This window comes from Neisseria sp. P0022.S009 (assembly GCF_051956675.1).
Classification (GTDB): Bacteria; Pseudomonadota; Gammaproteobacteria; order Burkholderiales; family Neisseriaceae; genus Neisseria.
Window position 1 is genome coordinate 108,378 of sequence record NZ_JBQCXE010000004.1, and the last position, 16,348, is coordinate 124,725.

General features: G+C 51.1%; 15 protein-coding genes. 8 read left to right on the top strand and 7 right to left on the bottom strand.

The window, feature by feature from the left end; translation table 11 throughout:
* Positions 1–8: 8 nt before the first annotated feature.
* The 4 genes from nrdR to ACTHUG_RS07200 all read right to left on the bottom strand — a co-directional run bounded on the left by nrdR (position 9) and on the right by ACTHUG_RS07200 (position 4,934).
* On the bottom strand, positions 9–461 hold the full coding sequence (gene nrdR / locus ACTHUG_RS07185; protein WP_003748978.1) for a transcriptional regulator NrdR: 453 nt from the start codon (positions 459–461) through the stop codon (positions 9–11).
* Positions 462–661: 200 nt separating this feature from the next.
* Entirely contained in the window at positions 662–1,504 is an 843-nt protein-coding gene (locus ACTHUG_RS07190; RefSeq protein WP_036492810.1) for a class II glutamine amidotransferase, read from the bottom strand.
* A gap of 136 nt (positions 1,505–1,640) precedes the next feature.
* Positions 1,641–2,477: a PHP domain-containing protein gene (locus ACTHUG_RS07195; RefSeq protein ID WP_440386486.1), complete on the bottom strand. Its 837-nt coding sequence runs from the start codon at positions 2,475–2,477 to the stop codon at positions 1,641–1,643.
* A gap of 60 nt (positions 2,478–2,537) precedes the next feature.
* Positions 2,538–4,934 carry a penicillin-binding protein 1A gene (locus tag ACTHUG_RS07200; RefSeq protein ID WP_440386487.1) on the bottom strand — a complete coding sequence of 799 codons (2,397 nt, stop codon included), beginning with the start codon at positions 4,932–4,934 and terminating at the stop codon, positions 2,538–2,540.
* Between the two features lie 152 nt (positions 4,935–5,086).
* On the opposite strand from ACTHUG_RS07200, the gene pilM reads away from it, so the two are divergent.
* The 7 genes from pilM to aroB all read left to right on the top strand — a co-directional run bounded on the left by pilM (position 5,087) and on the right by aroB (position 11,920).
* Positions 5,087–6,178 (top strand): type IV pilus assembly protein PilM, encoded by a 1,092-nt coding sequence (gene pilM / locus ACTHUG_RS07205; RefSeq protein WP_188213446.1) that lies wholly within the window; start codon positions 5,087–5,089, stop codon positions 6,176–6,178.
* A 4-nt stretch (positions 6,179–6,182) separates the two neighbouring features.
* A complete protein-coding gene (locus ACTHUG_RS07210) occupies positions 6,183–6,794 on the top strand; it encodes a PilN domain-containing protein (RefSeq protein ID WP_296115303.1) in 612 nt (203 codons plus the stop codon).
* The gene (locus ACTHUG_RS07215; RefSeq protein ID WP_440386488.1) at positions 6,794–7,465 is read left to right on the top strand and encodes a type 4a pilus biogenesis protein PilO; all 672 of its coding nucleotides are present in this window, start codon (positions 6,794–6,796) and stop codon (positions 7,463–7,465) included. Before ACTHUG_RS07210 ends, ACTHUG_RS07215 begins: the two co-directional genes overlap by 1 nt.
* A 15-nt stretch (positions 7,466–7,480) precedes the next feature.
* Positions 7,481–8,023 carry a pilus assembly protein PilP gene (locus ACTHUG_RS07220; RefSeq protein WP_049347906.1) on the top strand — a complete coding sequence of 181 codons (543 nt, stop codon included), beginning with the start codon at positions 7,481–7,483 and terminating at the stop codon, positions 8,021–8,023.
* Positions 8,024–8,043: 20 nt separating this feature from the next.
* Positions 8,044–10,176, top strand: a complete 2,133-nt coding sequence (gene pilQ, locus ACTHUG_RS07225; RefSeq protein WP_440386489.1) for a type IV pilus secretin PilQ — start codon at positions 8,044–8,046, stop codon at positions 10,174–10,176.
* A gap of 130 nt (positions 10,177–10,306) precedes the next feature.
* The gene (locus tag ACTHUG_RS07230) at positions 10,307–10,819 is read left to right on the top strand and encodes a shikimate kinase (protein ID WP_440386549.1); all 513 of its coding nucleotides are present in this window, start codon (positions 10,307–10,309) and stop codon (positions 10,817–10,819) included.
* 21 nt (positions 10,820–10,840) lie between these two features.
* Positions 10,841–11,920 carry a 3-dehydroquinate synthase gene (gene aroB, locus ACTHUG_RS07235; RefSeq protein WP_440386490.1) on the top strand — a complete coding sequence of 360 codons (1,080 nt, stop codon included), beginning with the start codon at positions 10,841–10,843 and terminating at the stop codon, positions 11,918–11,920.
* A 129-nt stretch (positions 11,921–12,049) separates the two neighbouring features.
* Here aroB and ACTHUG_RS07240 read toward each other — a convergent pair whose 3' ends face one another.
* The 3 genes from ACTHUG_RS07240 to ACTHUG_RS07250 form a co-directional block, all read right to left on the bottom strand.
* Positions 12,050–13,363, bottom strand: coding sequence for a sensor histidine kinase (locus ACTHUG_RS07240; protein WP_440386491.1), 1,314 nt, complete (start codon positions 13,361–13,363; stop codon positions 12,050–12,052).
* A 29-nt stretch (positions 13,364–13,392) separates the two neighbouring features.
* Positions 13,393–14,070 (bottom strand): response regulator, encoded by a 678-nt coding sequence (locus ACTHUG_RS07245; protein WP_440386492.1) that lies wholly within the window; start codon positions 14,068–14,070, stop codon positions 13,393–13,395.
* A gap of 145 nt (positions 14,071–14,215) precedes the next feature.
* Positions 14,216–14,782, bottom strand: a complete 567-nt coding sequence (locus ACTHUG_RS07250; RefSeq protein ID WP_440386493.1) for an NADPH-dependent FMN reductase — start codon at positions 14,780–14,782, stop codon at positions 14,216–14,218.
* Positions 14,783–14,917: 135 nt separating this feature from the next.
* Between ACTHUG_RS07250 and ACTHUG_RS07255 the strand changes: the two genes are divergently transcribed.
* Positions 14,918–16,345 (top strand): MFS transporter, encoded by a 1,428-nt coding sequence (locus tag ACTHUG_RS07255; protein ID WP_440386494.1) that lies wholly within the window; start codon positions 14,918–14,920, stop codon positions 16,343–16,345.
* The last annotated feature ends 3 nt before the right edge of the window (positions 16,346–16,348 follow it).

Here is a 16,348-nt window from a genome sequence, read left to right on the forward strand (position 1 = left end):
GGACGGCCTTATTTGGCTTTGCATTCGGCGATGACTTGGGTGAATTCGGAAACGTCTTTAAAGCTTTTATAGACGGACGCGAAGCGGACATAAGCGACTTGGTCGATTTTTGCCAGCTCCTCCATCGCCATTTCGCCGACGATGCGCGAAGCGACTTCTTTTTTGCCCAAACGGTAGAGGCGTTGCTCGATAAGGGCAACGGTTTCGTCGATTTGTTCTTGCGTGACAGGGCGTTTGTGCAGCGCGCGCTCAAGGCTGGTCTGCAGTTTGTGCGGATTGAAGGGAACCCGTGTGCCGTTGGATTTGATAACTTGCGGCATCCGCATTTCAACGGTTTCAAAAGTGCTGAAGCGTTGTCCGCATTCCAAGCATTTGCGGCGGCGACGGATGCTGTTGGTGTCTTCCAGCCATCGCGAGTCGGTTACTTGAGTGTTGGGGTGTTGGCAAAACGGGCACTTCATCGGGTTTCCTTGTCATACGCTCGGCAAGGTCGCTAAGCAATTGAATTTATTGTTTGTGAACTATTATTGTAGCGGATTGCGTTATTTTCGTATAGTAAAGGCTTTTGCGTAGAATTTAGGTATAAAAAGGCCGTCTGAAAGGGCAACTTTGGCGAAGTTGGGCTTTTCAGACGGCCTTGTGTTTTTCAGTCAATCAAACGTCAAACCGATACGCCGACAGCTCGGGCGATTTCCAAACCTTCTTCCGCGCTCATGTAAACCGGATTGTCGGGGCGGTCGCTGAGGACAATGTCGCCGTCTTGAAACATCACCAATTCATTGACTGCCAATTGCGACCAGGTTTCATCTCGCGTCAGGGGCAGGGTGGCGATGACGGAAACTTTATCGTTCGGGGTGGTCACCTCTGAAAAATCGACCATGACATCATCGTCCAGCAAACGTGCTTTGCCAAACGGGGCTTTACGCACGATGTAGTGCAGCAAAGTACTGGCATGGGCAAACAGGCAGTCGCCGTTGGACATGACGAAGTTGAACAAGCCGTAGCGGCGGATTTCATGGGTCAGGCCGGCAATGGCGTCAAACAAAACTTCAGGTTCGGGCTTGGTGGCAAAGCGGCTGCGCAGGCGGTTGAGAATAAAGCAGAACGCGCGTTCGGAATCGGTTGAGCCGACGGCATGGTAGTACTCACCCTGCTCGGGGAAAAAATCAATCAAATGGCCGTTGTGTGCAAACAGCCAATATTCGCCCCACATCTCGCGCATGAAGGGATGAGTGTTCGCCAATGAGGTCTGGCCTTGTGAGGCCTTGCGGATATGGGCGATAACGTTTTCAGATTTGATTTGGTAGGCGCGTACCAAGTCGGCAACGGGCGAGTTGGCGCTGGGCTTGTCGTCGTGAAACAAGCGCACGCCTTTGCCTTCGAAAAAGCCGATACCGAAGCCGTCGGCGTGGTGGTCGGTAATGCCGCCGCGACGGCGGAAGCCTTCAAAAGAAAACATGATGTCTGTGGGAGTGTTGCAATTCATGCCGAGCAGTTGGCACATGGTGTTAACCTTTATTTTTTGGGGTATTTATAGGGTTATTATGGTGTATCGGGCAGGCAGTTTCAATATGTAGAGTGTGATATGTTTATAACTGTCTCATACTTGGCGGGCCGTCTGAAAAATTGCTGTCAAAAATTCAGACGGCCTTAAAGTGTTCCCAGACCGGGCGGCATTGTTCGGGTAAGTCGGGACAGGCGCCGAGTATGCCGCCGCTGAAGTCGTTGGGGCGGTGGAAGTCGCTGCCTGCGCTGGCGAGAAAGTCGAAGCGGTCGGCAAGCAGGGCATAGTTGAGGCGGTCGTTTTTGCAGCAGTTGCCGCTGTGCACTTCAATCCCTGCGCCGCCGAGATTTTTAAATTCTTGAAACAGGTTTCGTTTGGCGGTGGCGGATAATTCATAGCGCATCGGGTGGGCAATAATGGCCATGCCGCCTGCGCCTGTAATCGCGGCTACGCAGTCTTCCAGTGTGGCCCATTCGTGTCTGACGGAACAGGATTTGCCGTCGCCCAGGTATTTGGTAAACGCCTGCTGTTTGTTTTTGACATGACCTTCGCGGATGAGGAATTCGGCAATGTGGGTGCGGCTGGCCATTTCTTTGTTGGCGGCCAATGCCAGCGCGCCTTCATACGCGCCTGTGATGCCTTTTTTCTTCAGTTTGGCCGCGATGGCTTCCAATCGTTTCAGACGGCCTTTACGGACTTCAGCAAGCAGGTTTTGCAGGGTTTCGTTGTGTTCGTCAAAGTCCAAGCCGACAACGTGGATGGTGCGGCCGCGCCAAGTGACGGATATTTCCACGCCGTTGACGAAGGGGAGGCCGAGGGTATCGGCTTCGGCGCGTGCTTCGGCCAGTCCGCCGGTGTGGTCGTGGTCGGTCAGGGCGAGTAGGGTGCAACCGTTTTGACGGGCAAGTCGGACGACTTCGGTTGGGGAGAGCATGCCGTCTGAAACGGTCGAATGGCAGTGTAAATCAATCATGGTTTTGCTTTGAATTTTCTCAAAAAAGGCCGTCTGAACGTTTCAGACGGCCTTGATTTGTTAGAACAGAGAGTCCAGTTGTTGTTTGTTATTGTTGCCGGTATTGCTTGGCAGAACTGGGGTTTCGTCTAATTCTTCACGGGCTGGCGCATTGCCGCTCTCGGTGCGGCGGCGGTTTTCATTCGGAACCGCGCGACGGGCAGGTTGAGCGGGGCGCGGTGCAACGCCGCTGTTGTCCAAGGCCAGGTCGGAGCTGGTGGTCATGCGTTCGCGCATATACACTTCGCCGCCGTTCGAAACCACGCCCTCAGGGGCTTTCATCGGTTTGACGCTGGTGCCTTTCAGGGCGAAGCGCATGTATTCTACCCATACCGGTACGGCGATTGTACCACCGTAACCTGCACGACCCATGCTGCGCGGTTTGTCAAAGCCGATATAGACGGCAGTCACAACGCTAGGGTTGAAGCCGACAAACCATGCGTCTTTGTTGTCGTTGGTGGTACCGGTTTTACCGGCGATGTCGGCGCGGCCGAGTGCGGCTGCACCGCGTGCGGTACCGACACGGACAACGTCCTGCATGATTTTGTACATGATGTAGGCGTTGCGCGGGTCAATGGCCTGAGGCGCGTTCTCACCGGCTACCAAAGGCTGCATTTGCGCTCTCAGACGGCCTTGGCTGTCGTAGATTTTGTCGATGACGTGGGCGGACACTTTGTAACCGCCGTTGGCAAAGACGCTGTAACCTTCTGCAATACGCAACGGCGTGGTTTCGCCTGTACCCAAAGCCATAGACAGGCTGGCAGGAATTTCAGACGGCTTGAAGCCGAAGCGTTGGATGTATTGTTGCGCGTAACCGATACCGATAGACATCAGGATGCGGATGGACACCATGTTTTTCGACGCGGTCAAAGCCTGACGCAGCGTGATGTAACCGGCATAGCGGCCGTCTGCATTTTTCGGGTTCCACGCTTTACCGTTAGCACCTTTGCCCGGCAGGGAGATTGGTGCGTCGTTAATCATAGTGGAAGCAGTCATGCCTTTTGCCAAAGCGGCGGAATAAACGAACGGTTTGAACGTCGAGCCGGGTTGGCGCATGGCTTGAGTTGCGCGGTTGAAGGTTTTGCTGTGGTAGTCGTAGCCGCCGACCAATGCGCGGACTGCGCCGGTTTTCGCATCTAAAGACACCAATGCGCCTTGCAACAAAGGCTCTTGAACGACGGTAAAGGTATCGCCGCTGCCTTTAACGCGGATGACGGAGCCGCGGCGGATGCGGTCTTCGCCCATTTTTTCGTTGTTGACGGCACGGGCGGCAAAGCCTAAAGCGTGGCTGTTCAACGTGACTTTACGGCCGCTCGGCAACTGAATCTGTACACCTTTGCGGGAGGCTTCCAATACAACCGCAGGAATCATTTTATCAACGGTGTAAAGTGTAGAAAGGTATTGGCTGACGGTTTCTTCTACGTTGTCGCTTTTGCTCAGGTCGATGTAGTTTTCTGCGCCGCGGTAGCTGCTGCCGCGGTCGAAATTGCGCAGGACTTTACGCAGGGCTTCGGTGGCCACGCGCTGGTGTGCAGTATCGACGGTGGTATATACCTTAAAGCCTTGCGTGTAGGCATCTTCGCCGTATTTTTCAAACAGCTCTTGGCGCACCATTTCGGCAACGTACAGGGCGCTTTGATCGATGTTTTGTACAAAACGCTCGTAATGCAACTCTTCTTTCAAAGCCTGATCGCGTTGCTGCAGGGTAATCATGCCTTCTTCCAGCATATTGTTCAGAATATAAGCCTGACGCAGTTTGGCACGCTCAGGGTTCACAATCGGATTGTAGGCGGAAGGGGCTTTGGGTAAGCCGGCCAGCATGGCGGCTTCGGCCAATGTTAATTCATTAACGTTTTTATTGAAATAAATTTGGGCTGCAGATGCAAAACCATAAGCGCGTTGACCCAAATAGATTTGGTTGAAGTACAGCTCCAAAATCTTGTCTTTGCTCAAAGACTGCTCGATTTTGTAGGCCAACAGGGCTTCGTTGAATTTACGGGTGAACGAACGCTCGCTGCTCAGGTAGAAGTTTTTTGCAACCTGTTGCGTAATCGTACTGGCACCGGATTGGACGCCGCCGGCCATGACGTTGCCGATTGCAGCGCGCGCCACACCCCAAACGTCCACGCCCCAGTGGTCGTAGAAGCGTTTGTCTTCGGCGGCAATCACGGCATTTTTCAAAACTTTGGGAAAGTCACCGATTTTGGTGAATTCACGCCGTTGCTCGCCGTAAACGCCAATCACTTGGCCGTCTGAAGAATAAATCGTCAGCGGCATTTTGGGTTTGTAGTGTTGCAAAGTGTCCAAAGACGGCAGCTTCGGATAGGTGACCAAAATTGCAATTGCAAGCAGCCCCACACCGAAAAGAGCCAGTCCCAATAAGAGACCCAGGCAGGTCGTTATAATCTTTTTAATCATGACTAAGTAATAATTTGCCATTAATGGCGATAAATAAAGTAAAATGGGAAACGATTTCTATCAGCCACAGTCAATACTGTGCAAAGAATAAGAAGTCCTTTACGGATAACGAAACAGTTACTCACTCCTAAATGATACAGGGAAGTCAAATCATGCGCTTATTTAAAAGCACGAAAGATACCAAAACAGGCAAGGCTTCTAGCGGATTGAACAACCGCTCTGCCATCGGCGTCGACATCAGCCAACATGCCATTAAGATGGTACAACTGACAGGCCGTAGTTTAAACCAAATTCAGCTGGAAAAATACGTTATTACCAAATTGCCTAAAAATATTGTCAAAGGCAATAAAATTCAAGACTACGATCAGCTTGCTACCTACATCCAGCATACTTACGCACAATTACGCAGTTCTTGCAAAAATATTGTTGCGGCTGTGCCACAAAACTTGGCGACAGTCGAGCAAATTATTTACAACCCGCGTGATACCGATTTGGACTTGGAAGAGTTTGTCGAGGCGGAAGTCGGCCAATTTGCGCCGATTGAAGAAATGAACTACGACTTTCAAGCCGAAGAAGTCGGTTCTGGCCAGCATATTTTAGCGGTTGCCGCCAAAAAAGACGATGTTGAGCCGCGCATTGAAATGTTCGAGAATGCCGGTCTGCCTTTGTCGGCTTTGGATTTGGACTTGCTGGCGCAACGCAATGCCTTCGTCTATTGGATGAATACGCATGCCCCCGAGATGGCAGATGAAAAAGTTGCCGTGTTCGGCATTCATGCGACGCAAATGTATGCCCTGATCCTGCAAAACGGCCGTATTCTTTACAAACAAGAAACGCCGGTCAGCACGGAGCAGCTCAATCAGCTGATTCAGCGTACTTATCAGGTAACGGAAGAAAAAGCCGCGCAAATGATGGCTTCTCAAAACAAGCCTTCCGACTACCAATCTCAGATTGCCGACCGTTTTAACGTACAGGTTGCACAAGAAGTTCAGCGTGTTTTGCAATTTTACTATACCACGCAAGCCACTGATTCCTTCTCCAATATCAAACACATCCTGCTGACCGGCTTTACCGCGCAGCAGGCAGGTTTGGCGGAAAGCATTTTCTCGCAAACCAATACGGCGACAGAATATCTGCATCCGATTTCATATGTGGAACGCAGTGCAAAAGTAGAATTGCCGCAGCTTCAAATTGATGCGCCGTCACTGACCTTGGCGTTCGGATTGGCATTAAGGGGACTTTGAGAACATGATTGAATTAACCAGAATCAACCTTCTCCCGTATCGAGAAGAGATTAAACAGCGCAAGCAGCAGCAATTCAAAGTATTGATGCTTGGCGCTTTTGCCGTGGGTTTGGGCTTGGCGGCCGCAACCTATCTCGGTATTGACAACGCCATCAGCAATCAAGAAGGGCGCAACAACTTCCTGCAAACCGAAATCGACCGACTCGATAGGGAATTGGGCGAAATCGATAAACTTCAGCAAGAAAAAGAAGCCTTCTTGGCTAAAAAGCTGAAAGTGGAAGAATTGCAGGAAAAACGCTATCAAGCGGCCTATATCCTTGATTCTTTGAATACGCTTACGCCCGATAATACTTATTTGACCGCATTGGAAGCCGAAAGCCCGACCAGCTATAAAATCAGCGGCCATGCCATCAGCGACAATAAAATCGCCGTTATGATGCGCTCCCTGCCAAGTACAGGTATTTTCTTGCAGCCTGAATTGTTGAGCATTAAAAAAGTAGATAACTACCAAGAATTTACTTTGAAATCTTCAATCAACCAGGTGAATACGCCGGCTCCTGCACCGACTGCCCAAAGTAGCGGTGAAATGGCCGAACCTGCTCCGGAGGCTCAATAATGGCATCTAAAAACCTAAAACAATTGGACATACAAAACCTGTACCTGCTCAATATGCCTTCAAAACTTTTGCTGGCAGGTTTATTGATTGTCGGCATGTTGGCTTTGGGCTATGTCGGCGTCTTTAAAGATCAGATTGAAACCTTGAATACGCAGGAAGCCAAAGAAGATGAGCTGAAGGAAACCTTTACGCGTAAAAGCATTCAGGCGGCAAGTTTGAATAATCTGAAGGCCGAATTGGCTTCGATTCGTTCTGCATTCGACGTTTTGTTGAAACAACTGCCGACTGACGCGGAAATTCCGAACCTGATTCAAGAGCTGCATCAGGCAGGTTCGACCAACGGCTTGCGTTTGGACAGCGTTGCACCGCTCCAACCTGAAAATGATGGCCCGATTCAAAAACTGCCGTATCAGATTTCCATCACAGGCAAATACGCTCAGATCAGCCAATTTACCCGTGACGTAGGCGATTTGTCGCGCATTATTACGTTGGATTCTTTGAAGCTCGTAAACGCAGGCGAGGATAAAGAAGGCAAAGGCAATAAAGGCGAATTGACACTGAGCGCGATTGCGACGACTTACAAAGCCCGTCCTGCCGAAGAGATTGCCGCTGAATTGGCTGCGCAACAGGCGCAGGAAGAAGGCAAACCTGCCGAGAATGAGCAAAAATAAAAGAATAGGGAAATCATGAAAAAAATCATCTTACTCTTAAGTCTTCTTCCCTTGGCAGCCTGTACGCAAAGCTATGAAGATTTGACTCAATGGATGACGCAAACCCGTCAGGAAGCGAAATCCAAGATTATTCCATTTGAAGAGCCGACGGTTACATTGCCCAAGCCGTATAACCCTCCAAATTTTAAAGGCTTGAATGCGTTTGATTCACGCCGTTTGGATACTGCCCCTAAAGGCGGTAATGCGCCGGATGTAAACCGTCCGAAAGAAACCTTGGAAGCATTCAGTCTGGAAAACATGGCTTTTGTCGGAACGCTGCAAAGCGGTGGCAAAGTTTCTGGATTTATCAAAGTCAACGACCATGTTTATACCGTTTATCCCGGAAACTACATCGGTCAGAATTACGGCAGAATCCAAAGTATTACTGAAGATAAAATTATCCTGACCGAGCAAGTTGAAGACAGCTACGGCAACTGGGTGTACCGGAAGGCCGAATTGCCGTTGAGCAGCAAAGAGGCAGATTCTTCTGATAGCTCAGATAGTTCGAATTCAAATTAATTTAGGGGTCTCACTCGATTATGAAAACCAAGCACATGACAAAATTATTTGCCGGCTTCAGCGTTGCCCTCGCTGTTCAGACGGCCTTTGCAGGCAATATTACCGATATCAACGTTTCCACTTTGCCTGACAACCAAAAAATCATCAAAATCCGTTTCGACAAAGACGTCACCACACCTCATGGTTTTGTAACATCTACTCCGGCGCGTATTGCATTGGATTTTGCCAACACCAATATCCGTTTGCCCCAGCCTGTTTTGGAATATGCCGACCCCTTGTTGAATCAAATTACTGCGGCACAAAACAACGACCGCGCACGCGTGGTTTTGGGTTTGAACAAAATCAGCCAATACAATACTGAGATTCGCGGCAACGAAGTTTGGGTATTCGTAAACGAATCTACTGACCAAACCAATGCGGCCGTTGTAAATGAACGTGCGGCTACACCGTCTACCGCGCGCGCTACTCAGGCTTATCAAGCCGTTTCTGCTGCCAATATCGATTTCCGCAAAGGCGCACGCAATTCCGGCATTATTGAATTGTCTGCCCCTGGTTTCAGCGGACAGCCGGACATTAAACAGCAGCGCGACCGCGTCGTTGTTACCTTGAAAAACCATACGCTGCCGACACAAGCGCAACGCAGTTTGGATGTGGCTGACTTCAATACGCCTGTACAAAACGTTACGCTCAAACGTATCGGCAATTCTACCCAGCTCATTATCCGCAACAATAATGCGAATTGGGACATCAATACCAAAGCCTCTTCCGGCCGTTTTGTATTTGAAGTATCGCCTAAAGCCGCCAATACCGAATCCGGCGGCTTGAACCAAAATGCGAACAAATCGTTTAAAGGCCGTAAAATTTCCTTGGACTTCCAAGATGTAGAAGTCCGTACCATTTTGCAGATTTTGGCGAAAGAGTCCGGCGTGAATATTGTTGCCAGCGATACCGTCAAAGGCACCATGACCCTGTCCTTGAAAGATGTACCTTGGGATCAGGCTTTGGATTTGGTCATGCAGGCGCGCAATTTGGATATGCGCCGTCAAGGCAACATTATCAATATCGCCCCCCGCGATGAATTGTTGGCAAAAGACAAAGCCTTCTTGCAGGCGGAAAAAGAGATTGCCGAATTGGGTCCGCTGTATTCTCAAACCTTCCAGTTGAAATACAAAAACGTGGAAGAATTCCGCAAAATTCTGCGTTTGGAGGAATACGACAGCAATAATTCCAATACCCGCAACACTCTGTTGAGCAACCGAGGCAGCGCCTTAATCGATCCGGCCACCAATACGCTGATTGTAACCGACAACCGCGGCGTGATTGAGAAATTCCGCAAACTGATTGATGAATTGGACGTTCCGACCCGTCAAGTGATGGTTGAAGCGCGCATTGTCGAAGCAGAAGATACCTTCTTCCGCAACTTGGGCGTTAAATTCGGTTCCGGTGGCGCGAGCGGCCGTACGGCATGGGGCAGCAACTGGAATAATGCGCAAACCAACTACAACACCAATGCCTCGTTAAACCGTGGCGACATAGGCTACCGCACATGGTCTTTGGATCCGAACGTCAGCCTGCCGACCGCAGCCGCAGTCAACAGCATTGCGCTGGTGCGTGCGTTCTCGTCCGGCGCATTGGGTTTGGAAATCAGCGCGTCTGAAGAACAAGGTAAGAGCAAAACCATTTCCAATCCGCGCGTGCTGACACAAGACCGTAAAGAAGCCAAAATTGAATCCGGTACGGAAATCCCTTACCAAGAAGCTTCTTCCAGCGGTGCGACTTCGATTACCTTCAAGAAAGCCGTTTTGGGCTTGACCGTAACGCCGAACATTACGCCTGACGGTCAAATCATCATGACTGTGAAGATTAATCGCGATACCCCGATCGACTGTACCGTAGATTCTCTGACAACCAAGTGTATCAACACCAAACACTTGAATACCCAAGCCATGGTTGAAGATGGCGGTACGCTGATTGTCGGCGGTATTTACGAAGAAGAAAGCACCAACGCAGTGAACAAAGTTCCCGTTTTGGGCGATATTCCCGTTGTCGGCAATTTGTTCAAATCACGCGGCAAGCGTGAAAACCGCCGTGAGCTGTTGATTTTCATCACGCCGCGCATTATGGACAATGTGGGTAACAATCTGCGTTATTGATTTTAGAATGACAAACAGGCATATCTGCAAAGGTATGCCTGTTTTCGTTTTCAGACGGCCTTTCGTTTCAGACCGTCTGAAAAACCACGAACTTTTCCACGAAACCGCCATATCGTATAAAATGACCCTTATGGAAAAAATCAACGGCAATTTAATTTTAGTCGGGCTGATGGGCGCGGGCAAAACCACTTTGGGCAAGCAGCTTGCCCAAATGTTTGAATGCCCGTTTTACGACAGCGACTACGAAATCTGCACTTCATCGGGCGTATCCATTCCGACCATTTTTGAGATGGAAGGGGAAGAAGGCTTCCGCAACCGCGAAACCAATATGCTGAAAAAGCTCGCTTCCCGGCGTAACATCGTTTTATCGACCGGTGGCGGCTCCGTGTTGCGCAGTGAAAACAGACAGATTCTGCGCCAAAACGGCACGGTTGTTTATCTGCATGCCAGCCCTGAAACCTTGCTGGAGCGTACCCGTTACGACAGCAACCGGCCGCTGTTGCAAGTTGCCAACCCTTTGGCCAAACTGCAAGAGCTGTATGACCAGCGCGATACGCTGTACCGTCAAACCGCCCATTTCGTCATCGAGTCCGACAGCTGCCACAAAACGCTCAAACGGCTGATTGAAATATTGAGCGAATAACACGCTTTACAAAGGAACACCATGCGCACCCTGACTGTCCAAACCCCGTCCCATCAATACCCCATCTTTATCGGGCATAAACTGATCGAGCAGGCCGATATGCTGCTTCAGCCCTATTTAGGCAAAAAAGCGGCCATCATTACCAACGAAACCGTTGCGCCGCTTTACCTCAAACAGCTTCAGACGGCCTTAGACAGACTGGGCGTGCCGCATTTCAGCATCATCCTTTCCGACGGCGAAGAATATAAAAACTGGCAGACGCTCAACCTGATTTACGATGGCCTGATGCAAAACCGTGCCGAACGCAAAACCACTTTAATCGCTTTGGGCGGCGGCGTGATAGGCGATATGGTCGGTTTTGCCGCAGCGACTTATCAGCGTGGCGCACCTTTTATCCAAGTGCCGACCACATTGCTCAGCCAGGTTGATTCCTCGGTCGGCGGTAAAACCGCCATCAACCATCCGCTCGGTAAAAACATGATTGGCGCGTTTTACCAACCGCAAGCCGTTTTGGCCGATTTGACCGCCTTGCAAACGCTGCCGCAACGCGAACTTTCCGCAGGCATGGCCGAAGTCATCAAATACGGCGCATTGGGCGATGCCGAATTTTTTGCTTGGTTGGAAGAAAATATGGCCGACCTGATGGCGCAACATCAAGAAAAAATGGCGGAAGCCGTTTACCATTGCTGCAAAATGAAGGCCGATATTGTTGCCCAAGACGAAACCGAGCAGAGCATCCGCGCATGGCTTAATCTCGGCCACACTTTCGGCCATGCCATCGAAGCCGAAATGGGCTACGGCGTATGGCTGCATGGCGAAGCCGTTGCCGCAGGTTGCGTCCTCGCTTCCCATTTGTCGCAAATTTTGGGCAAAACCCGGCAAGCCGATACCGACCGCATTGCCGCTTTAATGAAAGCCGCCTCCCTCCCGTCTGCGCCGCCCGTTTTCTCATTTGAAAAATGGATTGAACACATGAGCCACGACAAAAAAGTCAGCAGCGGCATCATGCGTTTTGTCGGCTTGGAATACTTGGGCAAAGCCAATATCACTGAAATTACCGATATGGAAATCCTCCGTCAAACCTTGCAGCCGTATTTGTGAGGAATGAAGTAGGTTTGCTTCAAAATATAAAAAGGCCGTCTGAAAGTCATTTTCAGACGGCCTTTGGTTTTAAAGCGTTTTGATTCATCGGCTTAAAGCTAGATAAACCAATTTGAGCGGGTTGATTATTTAAAGCGTCTTTTTATCCAACTCGGCAATAATCAGAAAGCCGCTGTCAAAGCGTCGGCTGTCGGCCAGTTTCAGACGGCCTTGATGGCGTTTGACAATGGTGTCTGCGATGGACAGCCCCAGGCCGGTGCCTTGTTGTTCGGTGCCGAGAATACGGTAGAAAGGGTCGATAACGCGTTGGCGTTCGCTTGGGGGAATGCCGGGGCCGTTGTCTTCCACCCAGATGTTGAGGTATCCGGCGGTTTCGTCAAAGCCCAAATCGATGCGGCCGCCTTTGGGAGTATAGCGGATGGCGTTGTCGGTAAAGGTTTTGATAAGGGTGTAGATTTCGGTGTCATCGGCATGGATTTGGCAGTCGTTTTCGACGGCGACGCCGATGTCTTGACCTTTGGCCAGCGCCAGCGGCATGAGTTCCTGCAAGACGCGGCGGAACTGGTTTTGCAGGCTGATCAGGGTTTTGGGGCGTTGGGTTTCGGGTGCTTGGGCGCGTGCGAGGGAAAGGAGTTGCTCGAGCAAGTGGCGGTTGCGCTGTATGCTTTGTTGCAACAGGGCGGACTGCTCGCGCGCTTCGGCGGACAGCTGCATATTGTTGAGCCGCTCTGCCTGAAGGGAAAGGGCGGTCATGGGGCTGCGCAATTCGTGTGCGGCATCGGCGATAAAGCGTTGCTGTTGGCGGACGTTTTCGTCGGTACGTTGCAACAGGTTGTTGATGGCGACGACAAAGCCTTGGATTTCGCTGGGAATGTCTTGCGTGTCCATTGGCGAGAGGTCGTTGATTTGGCGCTGCTCTAAATCGTTGGACAGGGTTTTGACGGAACGCATGGCGCGATGGGTAATCCAGACGGTAAGCAGGATAATCAGGGGCAGGGCGAGAAGCATGGGGAGGATGCTCTGTACGGCGGCCATTTCGGCCAGCTCTTCGCGGTAGTCGCTTTCCTGCATGACGGCAATGCGGCCTTGCTTGGTGGTGCGGGTATAAACGCGGTAGTAATCGTCGTCGTCATCGGCCTGAATGGTGTGCAGGCCGTCTGAAATCTTCTCAGGCAGGCTGACAATGGGGTTGGGCGTATTGGGAAATTGAACGGAAATCTTGTTGTCGTTGTCGAGCGAGTGTTTCTCGTCATCGGCATCGCTCGGGTCGAGATAGTTCGCGACTTGGCGCAACAGGTCGTCTTGAACCTCTTGGGTCTCGTGATAAGTATCGTAATAAGAAAATATGCCTGCAAGGATGGAGAGGGGCAGGAGCATGCAGATCAGGGCGAGGCTGATTCGGACTTGCAGGGATTGTTTGATGGTGTGGATAAGGCGTTGCATGGTTTGTGTGTTGATATTGTTTTGGTTTTTCAGACGGCCTGGTTGTTTTGTGCAACCAGCCAGCCGACCCCGCGGACGTTTTGAATCGCTTCTTTGCCGAGTTTTTTGCGTAAGGCGTGAATCAGGAAGTCAACGGCGTTGCTTTCGACTTCTTCGCCCCAGCCATAAATTTTGTCCTCCAAATCGCTGCGCGACAGAATCATGCCCGGACGCAGCAGCAGGGCTTGGAGGACGGCAAATTCTTTGTTGCTGAGCATGACGGCCTGTTCCTGCCCGACTACTTCCGCCTGATGGGTGGAAGGGTTGAGCGTGATGATGCCGTTGGTCAGCAGCGTTTGCGCCTGTCCGCCGTGTCGGCGCAATACGGCGCGCATGCGGGCTTGCAGTTCTGCCATGTCGAAGGGTTTGACGATGTAGTCGTCTGCGCCGCCGTCCAGGCCGTTGAGTCGGCTGTGCAAATCGTCGCGCGCGGTTACGATTAAGACGGGAACGGTACAGCTGCCGTTGCGGATTTGCGCCAATACGTCCAAACCGTCTTTGCCGGGCAAACCCAAATCCAAGAGCAGCAAATCGTATGCTTGTGCCGCCACTGCCGCGGCCACTTCCGAACCGCGGCTGACCCAATCAACAGCGTAGCCGGCGTCTTTCAGATTGGCACTGACGGCTTGGGCAATCATGGCATCGTCTTCAACCAATAATACGCGCATGGAAGTTCTCCGGAGGATGGGTGGATAGTGATTATAACCGCACTCAATTAGTAAAAATTTAGGAAGGGTTGAAAAACTGATTTTTTGCAAAAGATGAGGCCGTCTGAAATTCGGTTTTCAGACGGCCTGTATGCTTCAATCCCGATTATTTAGGGTTTTTCTCAATCAAGGCAACCAGTTGGTCGATATAGCCTTGGACAAATTCACGCGCGGATTCGATGAGTCGGCCGTTGTCGTCAAACAGGGTGGGCGAGTTGCCGAGGAACACTTCCGGCTGGCCGGTCAGCGGCATATCGAAATATGAGAGAGCAAGGCGCAGATTTTTTTGCGCGCTATAACCGCCCATTTTGCCGACGGAATGGCTGATGATGCCGGCCGGTGTTTTTTTCCAGGCAACATCGGCATTGGGTTTGGAGCCGATGTCGATGGTGTTTTTCAGGCAGGCCGGGACGGTGCGGTTGTTTTCGGAAGTCACGAACAATACGCCGGCTGAAGCTTTGATGGTTTCGCGGAACTCGGTATAGCTGGACGGAGTGGGGAAGTCGGTAACGGCAGGATCGTCGTAGTCGAAGTTATACAAAGGCAAATGGCCGATTTCGACGATTTGTGCTTCGTAGCCTTCGGGGAACATGGAAATGACGTTTTGTGCGATTTTTCGTGCGAACGAACCTTTACGCAGGCTGCCGACCAAGATGCTGACTTTTTTTGACATGTTTTTCTCCTGTTTGATAATGGAAATGAAAACTATTCTGGATTTTAGTGTTGTCTAGGGAAGCGGTCAAGGTTTCAGACGGCCTGTCAGCCGGTTTATGCTAAAATAACAATTTTTCCGATATTTCAAATTATTATGCACGCTTCTGATTTTCAAGAAAATGATACGGCGCACGAATACCACGCCGACAATCCTGATTTTCCTGCTAAAACCATTGTGACGACGCTGTTTATCGGCGCATTTTTCGGCTATCTCAACGATACGTTGCTGAATGTCGCGCTTACGCCGATTATGAAAGATTTCGGTGTCGATAAGACCACGGTTCAATGGCTGACGACGGGCTTTTTGCTGGTCATGGGCGCGTTTACGCCGATTACGGCGGGCGTGATTCAATGGTTTGAAACGCGCAAAATGGTGCTGTTTACGCAGGCAACGTTTTTGGCAGGGTCGCTGATTTGCGCGTTTGCGCCGACTTTCGGAATTCTGGTTGTGGGGCGGATGGTGCAGGCAGTGTCTGCCGCGTTTTTCGTCCCGCTCCTGTTTAACGGCGTGTTGTCGATTTTCCCGCCCAACAAGCGCGGAACGGCGATGGGTGTCATTACCATGATGTTTACCGCCGCGCCTGCAATGGGGCCGACTCTGTCGGGCATCATCATCGACCATACGCATTGGCGCGTGCTGTTTGGTTTTACCGCGCCGTTTATGCTGGTGGCGATGGTATTGGTGGGCAAATATTTGACGGTTAATTTGAGCAACATCAGCCGTCCGAAGATTGATGTGTTGTCGGCCGTTTTGTCGGTCGTGGGTTTCGGCGGGCTGGTGTATGCGAGCAGTAATTTCGCCCATTTGCCGCTGGTGGAATTCATCCTGCTCTTTGCCGCCTCCGTTGCGCTGGTGGGGTGGTTTGCACACCGTCAGTTCCGTTTGGCGACGCCTTTGTTGAACCTTCGTGCGTTTGAATACAAGCAGTTCAGATATTGCGTTGTGATTTTGGCCGGCGCGGTATTCCTGTTTTTGGGATTGGAACTGATGGTGCCGATGTACACTCAGCAGGTGCTGATGCTGACCGGTACGGCAACCGGCCTGATCCTGATGCCCGCCAGCATTGCCCAAGCAGTTGCCGCACCTTTGTTCGGCAAACTGCTGGACAAAAAGGGCGGACGCTTTGTCGTCTTGCCGGCCACGGTGATGCTGGTGGTGTCGTTGGCGGTATTGTGGCTGTTTTTACGGATTGACACGCAAGTGATGATGCTGACGGCGATGTTTACGCTGTTGGCGGTGTCCGTGTCTGCCTGCGTAACCGGTGAAACCCATGGTCTGAATTCATTGCCGAAAACGCTGAATCCGCACGGTGCGGCGATTCTGACCACCATCAATCCGATTGCCGGTGCCATCGGCGCGGCGTTTTTCGTCGGTGCAACCAATATCGGCGAGAAACTTTCCAGTGCAGATATGCCGCAACAGGCAATGCTGGACGGTATCCATTTGGCGATGGGTTGCGCCTTGGTTGTCGGTGTTGTTGTCGTCATGTTCGCTTTGCGTTTGAAAGCGCATCAGAAATAAATA

Bases quoted from the DNA above. Each gene is read 5' to 3' on its own strand.
- ACTHUG_RS07240 (WP_440386491.1), bottom strand. From the start codon at position 13,363: ATGCAACGCCTTATCCACACCATCAAACAATCCCTGCAAGTCCGAATC.
- ACTHUG_RS07200 (WP_440386487.1), bottom strand. From the start codon at position 4,934: ATGATTAAAAAGATTATAACGACCTGCCTGGGTCTCTTATTGGGACTG.
- ACTHUG_RS07255 (WP_440386494.1), top strand. From the start codon at position 14,918: ATGCACGCTTCTGATTTTCAAGAAAATGATACGGCGCACGAATACCAC.
- ACTHUG_RS07220 (WP_049347906.1), top strand. From the start codon at position 7,481: ATGAAAAAAATCATCTTACTCTTAAGTCTTCTTCCCTTGGCAGCCTGT.
- ACTHUG_RS07190 (WP_036492810.1), bottom strand. From the start codon at position 1,504: ATGTGCCAACTGCTCGGCATGAATTGCAACACTCCCACAGACATCATG.
- ACTHUG_RS07195 (WP_440386486.1), bottom strand. From the start codon at position 2,477: ATGATTGATTTACACTGCCATTCGACCGTTTCAGACGGCATGCTCTCC.
- ACTHUG_RS07245 (WP_440386492.1), bottom strand. From the start codon at position 14,070: ATGCGCGTATTATTGGTTGAAGACGATGCCATGATTGCCCAAGCCGTC.
- ACTHUG_RS07250 (WP_440386493.1), bottom strand. From the start codon at position 14,782: ATGTCAAAAAAAGTCAGCATCTTGGTCGGCAGCCTGCGTAAAGGTTCG.
- ACTHUG_RS07210 (WP_296115303.1), top strand. From the start codon at position 6,183: ATGATTGAATTAACCAGAATCAACCTTCTCCCGTATCGAGAAGAGATT.
- nrdR (WP_003748978.1), bottom strand. From the start codon at position 461: ATGAAGTGCCCGTTTTGCCAACACCCCAACACTCAAGTAACCGACTCG.
- aroB (WP_440386490.1), top strand. From the start codon at position 10,841: ATGCGCACCCTGACTGTCCAAACCCCGTCCCATCAATACCCCATCTTT.
- pilM (WP_188213446.1), top strand. From the start codon at position 5,087: ATGCGCTTATTTAAAAGCACGAAAGATACCAAAACAGGCAAGGCTTCT.
- ACTHUG_RS07215 (WP_440386488.1), top strand. From the start codon at position 6,794: ATGGCATCTAAAAACCTAAAACAATTGGACATACAAAACCTGTACCTG.
- pilQ (WP_440386489.1), top strand. From the start codon at position 8,044: ATGAAAACCAAGCACATGACAAAATTATTTGCCGGCTTCAGCGTTGCC.
- ACTHUG_RS07230 (WP_440386549.1), top strand. From the start codon at position 10,307: ATGGAAAAAATCAACGGCAATTTAATTTTAGTCGGGCTGATGGGCGCG.